1 protein-coding gene is annotated in these 11,963 nt (G+C 46.6%); it reads right to left on the bottom strand.

Annotation, left to right across the window (positions count from 1 at the left end; all coding sequences use genetic code 11):
* Positions 1-17 precede the first annotated feature (17 nt).
* Entirely contained in the window at positions 18-11,960 is an 11,943-nt protein-coding gene (locus ACQE26_RS14640; protein WP_500469940.1) for a non-ribosomal peptide synthetase/type I polyketide synthase, read from the bottom strand.
* Between the last annotated feature and the right edge of the window lie 3 nt (positions 11,961-11,963).

The raw sequence follows: 11,963 nt of genomic DNA, 5'->3' as shown, positions 1-11,963 counted from the left end.
AGAAATAATGCTTTTCCCTAAAAGTTCAATTGAATAGAATCAAGCGCGTTCTCTTCTTCCTCATTGCTGCCGCTCAATCCGATTTGATCGATCAGAATGTCCGGCTGTTCCAGAATCGCTGATAGGATGTGTAAATAGTCGTTTGATAGAATCTCGATTCTGCTTTTCTTAAACAGTTTTTTCGAATATTCAAACAGCCCGTGATAGTTGTCGTGATCCGTTTGAATCGACAAGGTCAAATCGAACTTGGCAACCGGATGATGAAATGGATACGGCTTGAGCTGCAGAGAATCAAATGTCAATTCAGCCTGGTCGAGATTTTGCAGCACAAACATCGTATCGAATAAAGGGTTGCGGCTTGCATCCTTCGGAAGATGTAAATGCTGTATCAATTCTTCCAACGGATAGTCTTGATTTTTATAGGCGTTCAGCATGTTTTCTTTTACTTCGTTTAAGTAGGCATCAAATGTTTTACGGCCCGCCGGGTGATTGCGAATGACTAACGTATTGACGAACATTCCCACAACGGACTCCACATCCAAATGAGTCCGCCCGGCAGACGGCGTTCCTACGATAATATCTTCTTGTCCGCTGTATTTAGATAAAAGAATCGTATAGGCTGCCAATAAAATCATATACAGTGTTGCGCCTGTTTCTTCTTCCATTTGTCTTAAACGCTGTTTCAAGTGTTCCGGTATAAGAAATTCAAATGATTCGCCTTCGTAATCGCGTATGGCAGGTCTCTCATAATCCGCAGGCATATCCAGTACGGGAATGTCATCGTGAAACTGATCCAGCCAATACGCTTCCTGGCTCTTGATGTTCCGTCTCTGAATGTCTGATTGCTGCCAAACCGCATAATCTTTATATTGAACTGAAAGCGGGTCCGGTTGGCTCCCTGCGTAGAGCCGGCTCAGATCGTTCATCATAATATTGACGGACACGCCGTCAGAAATGATATGATGCATATCAACCACAAGCACATGCCGCAAAGGTTCAATTTCAATTAATCCCGCTCGCATCAGAGGCGGTTTGGCTAAATCAAACGCTTGGATGAATTCAAGCACACGGTCTTCCGCTTCTTCTTCGCTTGCTTGAATTTGTTCTATTGTAAAGTCGACGCTCTGATGAATTCGCTGTGCCGGCTCCCCTTCATATAATTCAAAGCTGGTCCGCAACGCTTCATGACGCTCAATTAATTTTTGGAAAGCGTCGTTTAACCGGTCGGGATCAACTCCTCCTTCCACGCTCATGGCACCCGTCATATTGTAAGTCAGCTCGCCGCCTTCTGCGTGACTTAACAAATACATCCGTCTCTGAGCTGAAGAAACGGGATAATAGGACATTTCTTTTGCGGCCGGGATCGGTATATATTGATTTTTGTCCATGTGTAACGTCTTTTCAGCCAATTGTTCAATGGTAGGAAACTTGAATATATCTTTTAGAGACAGATTCACATCCAGCTCTTTTTGAATTCTGGCGGCTAAGGCCGCTGCGCGAATGGAGTTCCCTCCGAGATCAAAGAAATGATGTTTAATCCCCGCACGGCTTATTCCGAGCACTTCCCGCCATAAATCTGCGAGTTTGGACTCCGTCTCATTGCCCGGCGGAACATATTCAGATGTCTGCTGCAGACTCGCTTCTGGCGCGGGCAGTGCCTTACGGTTTATTTTCCCGTTGGACGTTAACGGCATATCGTCCAGACGGATAAAATAAGACGGAACCATGTAATCCGGAAGCGCGGATGACAATTGTTCCCTAAGCTGCGCCGCCGCTATAGGCTTGTCGCTTACGTAATACGCGCATAATTGGTTTAAGCCGTCTTCTTCTTTCACTGTAACCGCGGCTTTTTGCACCGCTTCCGCGTTATGCATCGCCGCTTCGATTTCACCAAGCTCGATTCGGTGGCCCCTGATTTTGACTTGTTCATCAACGCGCCCAATATATACAAGATTTCCATCCTTCAATCGTTTAGCCAAATCCCCTGTTTTGTACATCTTCGCTCCCGGGACATACGGGTTTTCAACAAATTTCTCTGCCGTTAAATCCGGGCGGTTCCAATACCCTCTGGCCACACCCGGTCCGCTGATATACATTTCGCCGATTACCCCGATCGGAACCAGGTTTCTGCTTGCATCGGCCACATAAATATCCGTATTGGCTGCCGGTGTGCCGATCGGTACAAATTCCCGCTTGTCCCGTTTTGCGTTGAAGTGATAAATCATACATCCGACGACAGCTTCCGTCGGTCCGTATTCATTGAAAATGTCCAGCCGGCCTTTAAACTGCTCGCTGACACTTTTGGCCAGACGGGTGCTTAAATTTTCTCCGCCCACAATCATTTTCCGTATGGCGGTGCCGCCTGCTATATTCATCTCCTTGATGACATGCAAATGTGCCGGTGTCAATTTGATCATGTCTATTCTTGTGTCCCTTATAATTTCAGAAAGCACGGCGCTTTTGTCCTCTCCATCGAAGACAATGATGGTATTTCCAGTAGCCAGCGGTGTAAATATCGAGGTCACCGTCAGGTCGAAAGAGATGGAAGAGTATAATGGGAAGTTGGTTTTCTCACCTTTTACATAAACCTCTTTCGCCCACCAAATATAATTAGCCAGCCCTTGGTGCTCAATGAGTACACCTTTCGGATTTCCCGTAGAACCCGACGTATAGATCATGTAGGCCAAATCATGTGTATTGCTTTCCAATTCAAGATTCGAGCGGTCCTCATGATATGAACTTGCCTCATCCAAAAGCACAACGTCACCATCATACGGTAATTGATCTTGCAGGCTCTGCAGTGTTAACACAACCTCCGCCCTTGAATCTCTCAGCATATATTGGATTCGATCTTCCGGATATTCAGGGTCAATAGGCACGTATGCGCCGCCGGATTTCAGAACAGCCAAAATGCCAACAATCAGCTCAAGGCAATGCGGAGAAAGGATGGCAACGAATTGATCCGCTTGTACGCCTTTTATCCGTAACGTCCGCGCCAATTGGTTCGCCCGTTCATTGAGCTGTCTGTACGTATACTGCTCATTGCCAAAAATAACGGCTGGATGATCGGGCCGCTGTGCCGCCTGCATTTCAAACCATCGGGTTACTGTTTCGTTATGCGGATATGGCGTCTTTGTGTCATTACACTCCGTCAGTAATTGATGCCGTTCGGTTTCAGACAGCATAGGAACGGAAGACAGCGTCATCTCCGGCTGCTCCACAAGGCTGTTTAATATGCTGATATAGTGTCTGGTGATCTGTTCAATGGTGTCTTTTTCAAACTGTCCCGGTTTAAAATCAAAATGCATCTCGATCTGTTGTCCGGCATCTTCGACCGTCAGCATCAAATCATATAAAGAGACTCCGGGATTTCGCTCTTTCACCTTAAACGTACATTCATCGTGCCGGATTTCATGAAATTCAATATTTTGAAACACAAACATCGTGTTAAACAGCGATTTTCGCGTTGTTTCCCGCTGCACATTTAATTTCTCCACAAGCTTGTCGAATGGATAGTCTTGGTTTTCGAAAGCGTCAAGCGTCTGTCGCTTTACTTCTTCCAGGTAATCCGAGAACTTTCGATTGGCGTGCGGCTTCGTTCGGATTCCGAGGGTTTGTATGAAAATACCGATGATCTTTTCAATATCCGGATGATTTCTTCCTGAAGCAGGCGTGCCTACGACAATATCTTCTTGGCCCGTATATTTATGAAGCAGCACTTTGTAGGCGGCCAGCATCACCGTATAGAGAGTCGTTCCCGCTGTTTGCGCCAGATCTTGCAGCGAACGGATGACATCCGGCTGTAAAGAGCACGTCACGCGATGTCCCTCAGAAGACTGCTCCGCCGCTTTTGAACCGTCTGTCGGCAATTGAAGGACCGGGATTTCGTCTGGAAATTGTTCCAGCCAATATGCCTCCTGCCGCTTCATGGCATCCTCATTCAGCCATTGGTTTTGCCATTCGGCGAAATCTTTATATTCAAATTCAATATCCGGTAGCGGTTTTTGATGATATAAAGCCAGCAATTCATTTGTAAGGATGTTGACGGAATAACCGTCCGAAATGATATGGTGCATATCGATGAGCAGTTCGGCTTGCCCGTTTTCAATCTTGATCAGCTCCGCACGAACCAAAGGAGCTTCTTCCAAGCGGAACGGTTTTACAAATCGGTCTGAATAGGCGTCAAATTCGTCCCGGCTCATCGTCCGGACATGAACGTTAAAATCAACTTCGTTATCAAGTTTTTGGACGATTTCACCATCTATAATGTCAAAATATGTGCGAAACGCTTCATGCCGCTCTATGACTTGTTGAAGGGAAGAAATCAGAGCCTGCTCATCGTACTTCCCTGTTATTGATATTTGCCCGAACATATTTTGAGCCAGCTGATCGGGCTCCATTTGGTGGAGGAAATAGACTCTTTGCTGCGCCGGCGATGTCGGGTAATACGCTTTTTTCTCAGCAGCTTTGATCGGGAGGTGCATGACTTTCGTTTCGTTCTGAATGAAACGTGCTAATTCCTTAACAGTCTGATGATTGAAAAATTGTCCGATGGAAACCTTTTGATGAAATGTCTTCTGAACTTTGGATAGCATAAGGGTCGCTTGGAGTGAGTTTCCTCCCAGATCCAGGAAGCGATCTGATCTGCCAATCCGTTCAAGGCCGAAAAGCTCCTCCCAAATACGCGCCAGCTGCCGCTCCGTTTCATTTGCCGGCGCCTCGTAGGCATCAGCAAGTTTTTCCGTATTGCTTACGATTGAGGAGACCCGCTTTTGGTGTTCGGCGTACAGTTCTTGTAAATCATGCTGTTCTTCATCGGAAAACATCACCAGGGCGTTAAGAGGGACTGAATCCCCTTCAACCATCTTTTGCAGCAATGTCGTAAAGCCCGCTCCCCACTTTTTCATGATCTCCGGACTGACGACATTCGTATTAAAATCAAAATCAAGAACGTATTCTTGATCGACATCCGTTACGTTAAGAAACAGATCGTATGAAATGCATTTCATAGGGTAAGCAACGAGCTCAGCTTCCGCCTTTCCGAAGTGAAGCTTTCGAAAAGGCCTGTCCAAATTAAAAATAATACGCATATCCGGCACATGATTGTGCGGAAGTTCTCTGGCCGCCAGTGTCATCGGAACGTCTTGATTGCGCATTGCTTGATTCACGTTTTCTCTCATCCGGTCCAGATAGCCGGATAAAGTGGTTTCTGAAGAAGCCGTGTTTTTTACCGGAATCATATTGACGCAATTTCCAATCAGATCATGCTGTTTCATATGGGATTGACCGGCTGTCGGCATCCCGATTACAAGGCCCGTCTGTTTGGTAAGCTGGTGCAGAAAAAGGTGAAATGCACCAAGCATCGTTACAAATACGCTGTTTTTCATCCGAATGCTCAAAGACTTTAAGGCCTTGCTTAAAGGCCGCCCAAGCCGGACGGTACACCGGTCTCCCTCGTATCCGTTCTGATGGCGGGCAGAAGCGGCGCCCGGCAGGACTGCCTGCTGTATCGGTTCAGAAAAATGATGCCGCCAATACCGGACTCCTTCTTCATAATGGCCGCTGTCAATTTGCGCCTGCTGCCAGTCTAAATATTGGCGAAATGAAGCAGCGGCCTCTTTTAGCGGAAACGGTTTTCCTTGTACGATTGCCGCATAGCTGTTCTCCAGCTCTTGAACAAAAACGGCGATTGACCATCCATCGGCAATGATATGATGGAACGTGAGCACAATCAGGTGTTCATTGTGAGCCGATGTAAGCACATGGATTCTAAACAAGGGCTTTTGTTCATAGAAGTGAAACGGCCGCTTGGCATCTTCTGTCAGCCATTTCTGAATTTCTGTTTCCCGCTGTTCTTCCGGGTGACCGGTAAAATCAATGACAGGTATTTCTATAGTCATCCGTTCCTGCACCTGCTGTACCTCGTCATCGGGATGAATCACCGTACGTAAAGCTTCATGACGGTCGACGATATGCCGGACGGCTTGTTTTAATGGTGTATGCTGCAGTTCGCCCTTTACTTTCAGCATAATGGACTGGTTTAAAGCTGCAGAAGCTTCATTCCCATAATGGGATGCCATGACCAATTGTTTTTGTTCATCTGAAAGCTCGTACGCCCCGGATTTGTTATGGCCGCCGTCATCAGGAGAATCCGGGCCTTCCGGAATAAATCCGCCTCGGCGAAGATCCTTCACCGTGTCTTTAACAGCTTGAATGATATGTTCAATATCATCCGCGGTATGCGCCGTGGATAGGAAGCAGTTGCGTCCTTCCCACACATAGACCCCTTTATAATTGAGATGGTAAAAGAACAAGTCGTTATCAAGCGATGAGACAAACCGGAATAAAGAACCGAATTGAACCATGCGGATAGGCACTTGCGATTGTTCAAAGAAGCGATTTAGCCGATCAACCAAGGAGGCTGTTTTTTGATTCAGCTGTTCATACAGGTGTTCTCCCTCGGTTTGTAAATGGCGAAGCACGGCTAACGACATTCTCATGGTAAGCGGGTGAGTATTGAAGGTGCCGGCCACAAACGTGCGTTTTGCCTCATCTTGCGGATAGGAATCGTCCCCATACTGCCAGGTTCCCCCGTCGATCGCATTCATGAATTCAGCTTTTCCGGCAACAATCCCTAACGGCTGTCCGCCGCCGATGATTTTTCCGTAGGTCACTAAATCAGCCTGAATACCGAACCATTCCTGAGCGCCGCCGAGACCGATCCGAAATCCTGTAATAATTTCATCGATAATCAAAGCTGTTCCGGATTGCTGCGTGATCGCCCGCAATTCTTTCAAAAATGCCCGCGGCTGCAAATCGGGCCTGCGGCTTTGTACCGGTTCAACCAGTACGGCTGCCAATTCATCACCGAGGCTGCGAATCACATCGAGCGAATCGGGATTGTTGTAATGTAAAATAATCAAATCATCCATATAGCTCTGCAGTATGCCCGGAGCCAGCGGATTCGCAGACGAGGCTCCGCCTTTTGTGCCGGCAAGCCCTAATACCCCGTCAAACGTACCGTGATAAGACCCCGAGAAGGCCACAACTTTCTTTCTTCCTGTTGCCGCCCGCGCTAAACGAAGGGCAACCATGACAGCCTCTGTTCCGGAATTATAGAAAGCGACCCTTTCCACCCCAGTGCATGTGCGGATCCGGTCGGCAACTTCTCCTGCGACATCCGACATCGGGCCGAGCGGAGGCAATGATGAACGGACTGAATCATCGATAACCTGTGTAATAAAGGAAGGATGATGCCCGAAAAGGTTAACTCCGAATCCCATGGTGACATCGATATATTCATTTCCGTCAACGTCCCACATTTTGGAACCGTCAGAACGTTCGGCAATAATCGGGTACACGATTTCCTTCCAATATGAACGGAAGCTGGACAAGTTGCGGTTATTTGCATGAGCAAATCGGGTTTTGTCCGTATACTGTTTGGAACCTTTCGTTTTATCTGCATATTTCACGATGAAATCTTCTAAATATTGTTTTTGCCGTGCGGTATAGTGTCCCTGTTCATGCAGGTTCTGAGGCTGGAAAGGAACATAGGGTTTCGCTTCTTGGGCCGTTTTCTTTTCTGCAGTGACGGCCGGAGGCCCCTGCTTGACAGAAGGAATTGATTTCTCTTGTGCTTTATCGTGTTCTTTCACATCGGAATGATAACCGCCGTTTTTCAGCAAATTAAAGCTATTTAACTGAGCTTGCAAGGTGTCCTGGATTAATTGATTTTGAGAAGCGATTATTTTTTCAAGCATATGTCCTTGATGATCTTCTCTGTGACCAGATTCAGGCTGTGCTTCTGGAATGACTAGTGTTTCATGCACCGGAACATTCTCTTGAGCCGGAGCGGATCCAAAGGACGATGGAGCGGTCTCAGCCAAGTAATCGATGACACTTTGAAGGTTGTTCATCGTATCAAAAAAACGATCCATCGGGATGTCTACCCCAAATTCGTCCGCGATGGCTTTTTTGACCTGTGACAGCATGATGGAATCCATTCCGAGCCCGATAAAATGAGCGTTCAGATCAAGCTCATCTGCTTTGATTCCCGAAGCATTGCTGATGACAGTTTTCAGGAAGGATTCAATATGCGCCTTCGATTGATTGATGTTCAATGCGGCTTCTCCTTTCTCTTGGCCCTCGTTTAGGCGCAATTGGTCAGCTTCAGCCCAACAGCGGTTCCGTTCAAACGGATAAAGGGGCAATGGCGTTTTTTGTACGGTTTCACCGGCGTAAATGGCGCTCCAGTCTACAACGGCTCCCTGCACAAATAATTCGGCAGTGCGATTCAGCCATGTGATCCGTTCATCATGTGTACGTATACGCTGCTCCATCAGAGCGGCTGCTTGTTTATTCAGCTCTTCTTTATGAGCAGGCAGCATTTCCTTCAAGTTCTGATAACCAACGTATACTCCGGGAAGATGTCTGTCTCCCTGGATTACGGAAGTCAGCTTGTCACATAATTCCTGCTTACTGAATACAATCATGGCAATACCATGATCCAAATGAGCTCTGCCCGTGCCGGCTGTATAGCAAATGGACTTCAATGAAGGGCTGTCATCTGCTACATATTGGCGGTACTGCTGTGCAAGTTCATAGAGTGCATTTTCAGTATGAGCGGATAAAACAAATAGGTGCGGCTCATTTTCATTTTCGGGTGCATCCTCATTTTGAGAAGTATATTCCTCCAATACCACATGAGCGTTCGTTCCGCTAAAACCGAACGAGCTGATTCCGGCTCGCAGCGGCTCATCACCCGATGTGAACTCCGCAGCTTCCTGATTCACATAAAATGGTGAAGAGTGAAAATGAATGAGCGGATTAGGTTCATTAAAGTGCGCTAAAGGCGGGTTTTTCTTATGATTCAGCATGAGGACAGATTTGATCAGTCCGACGATGCCTGCTGCTTCAAACAAATGACCGATGTTCGATTTAACAGAACCAATCGCGCAAAATTGTTTTTTTGCCGTATACTTTTCAAACGCTTTACAAAGTCCGTTAAATTCAACCGGATCGCCGAGCTTGGTTCCGGTGCCATGTGCTTCGATGAAAGACAGCGTTTCAGGATCAATGCCCGCGTCTTTCCAGGCCGTCTCAATGACCTCAGTCTGAGCTGCCGGATTCGGTGCGGTAATCCCGGCGGTTGTTCCGTCTTGATTTATCGCGCTTCCTTTAATTACGCCGTAAATATGGTCTCCGTCGCGAACCGCATCCTGCAAAGGTTTTAACAGGACAGCCGCCGCGCCTTCACCTGTGCCCGTGCCGTCTGAATCTTTACTGAACGTTTTCGTGTACCCGTCCGAAGATTCCATATCAAGCCCGATACGGATCGGCAAGAGCGATGTCCGGATACCGCCGGCAAGTGCCATGTCACAATCGCCGGACATTAAAGATTTGCATGCCATATGAACGGCGGCAAGCGATGAGGAGCATGCCGTATCCACTGTGACCGCCGGCCCTTTTAAATTTAAGAAATAAGCGATCCGGCTGGCTAACACGGAAGGAAGATTGCCTACAATATATTGATGAAGCTCCTCCGGATAATTCGCAGAAAGGAGACGTTCATAATCGTAGCCTACCTTCGAGTACCCCGCATATACCCCGACACGGCTCCCGTTCATGCTGCCGCCGGCATAGCCCGCATCTTCAATCGCATGCCATGCAGACTGCAAAAACAGTCTTTGATTGGGGTCCATAAACTGAGCCGTTTTAGGAGCTAAACCGAAGAACGAGTAATCAAAGCGGTCGATTTCATCTAAATAGCCGCCCTTCACAAACTGATTCTCATTGAATTCGCTTTGGATGGACTTTAAATAATCCGCCGCATCTTTCAGCCGGGATGCAGGGTATTCCCGAATGCTGTGCTCACCTTTTTCAAGCAGATTCCAAAAATCACTTTTAGTTGATGCTCCCGGGACATTGAGCGACATCCCGATAATGGCGATATCTTTCGGTGTCACATGGCTTGGTTTCGCTGTCACGTCCTGCTTGATTTCAGCATGGCTTTCAGACAGATATGCCGCCAAATCAGTAATAGAAGGATACGTAAAGAGGTCGGAAACGGCAAGCTCGCGTCCAAATCTCTGTTCTATACGCTCGGCAGCCTGCGATAACTGTAATGAATTTGCGCCCATATCAAAATAACTGTCAGTGAGGTGAACCTTTTTCCCATCGAGCACATCGGAAAAGATAGACAGTAATTCCGTTTCGATTTCATGAATGGGAGTCTGTCCGGAAGTTTTCGGGCTGCTCTCCAAACATTCATTGATGGCGGCAGACTCTGCTGAAAAATTCCCTGCTTCATACTGTCTGGCCAGTTCATAGCGCTTAACCTTCCCGCTCGTCGTTTTTGGCAGCTTTTTGATCGGAAGGACTTCTTTTATGCTCCAGCCGCCCCGCTGGTATAAATGCTTTTTGATCTCTTTGACAAGCGGCGCGAATTTTTCAGGTGATTTTTTGTAAACAACAAAGAGCACGATCTCTCCGCTTCGCGTCTTTTGGTCATATACACCGCAGGCGGCAACCCTTCCTAAGTCAACCTCTTCCATTTCAATCGCGACCCGCTCAATATCGTGAGGATAGACATTTTTTCCGTTCACGAAAATAATGTCTTTTTCTCTTCCGGTTACGACTAAGTTGCCACTTTCACTAATGAATCCGAGGTCTCCCGTTTTTACCCAGCCGTCAGAAGTCAGCGCTTTTTCCGTACTCTCGGGGTTGTTATAATACCCTTGCGTCACATTGTCTCCTTTGATCTGGATATGGCCGATGATTCCGTCTTCTAATCTTTCATTTGCTCCATCGGAGATCCGAAGCTGACAATAGTCAATAGGTTGTCCTACTTCGACGAATGAAGCGCAATGTTGATCCTCTTTGCTGACGTTTACAGCTCTTTCACCAAGATTTAAATAGTCACGATGCAAATAAACGGGAACGAATTCTTTACCTGTTTTAGAAAACGCTGCGCCAACCGAAGCTTCCGCTAAACCGTAAACATTCAAAATGGCGGATCTTTTCAGATTGAATGCTGCGCATCTAGTCAAAAATTCGTCACAGAGCTCCGGCAATATCGGTTCTGCACCGTTTGCGATGACTTTGATATGGGATAAATCCCAGTCTGGTTCGTTTTTCAGAAATTTAAGGAAGTAGTTGTACCCGAAATTAGGAGAGGATAGAATACTGGCTTTATGTTCATGAGCTTTTTTCATCCAAAGAATAGGTCTGCGAATAAATAATTCTGTAGGCATTAGATTTTGATTGATTCCGGTTATGAAGGGAACAAGGTGGCAGGCGATGAGCCCCATATCATGCGTTAAAGGCATCCATGATAAGAAAGAGTCTTTCGAATGAATGGCTAGGGCAGTCCCAATGGCGCACGTGTTATGTATTAAGTTGTGATGCGTTAACATGACTCCTTTTGGATCTCCTGTCGATCCGGAAGAAAATTGGATAAAAGCCAGTTCATCCGCATCAGGTTCATAAAACGAAGCGGGGTAATCGTAGGTGTGGTCTTGAATGATGTCAGATTTTTCGTTTAATTGATGATGGAAATCCTGTAAATCGTGTTCTGCAGCGTATTTCTTTATTTTGTCCAATACTTTTTCAGAGGCAATCAGAAACGGATGATTTAATATATTCCAAATGCGCCACACCTTCAGCTTATGGTCATCATCTTCTCCGATACTGACCGGTACCGGGATCATTCCTCCTAATATACAAGCCCAAAAAGCAACGACGAATGATTTGTTTTCTTGGATTTGAAATACAATTTCCTGCTTCGGCTGAATGCCGATATGCTGTAAATAGCCAAGATACCCTTTCGCTTCATCAAACAATTGGCGGTAAGAGACAACTGTCTCGTTTTTATCGGATTCGATAAAACGGATCCCGCGATCAGATATGCTGCTTCTTTCCCGAATGACATCTACTAAGGTTTGGAATTGACTGGTATACATAGG

The sequence above is a fragment of the Bacillus sp. 5RYD7K genome (assembly GCF_059831465.1).
The sequence above is the reverse complement of the archived record's forward strand: the minus strand, read 5'-3'. Positions and strand labels throughout refer to the sequence as shown.

Excerpts from the sequence above, each read along its gene's own strand:
- ACQE26_RS14640 (WP_500469940.1), bottom strand. The coding sequence starts at position 11,960 with ATGTATACCAGTCAATTCCAAACCTTAGTAGATGTCATTCGGGAAAGA.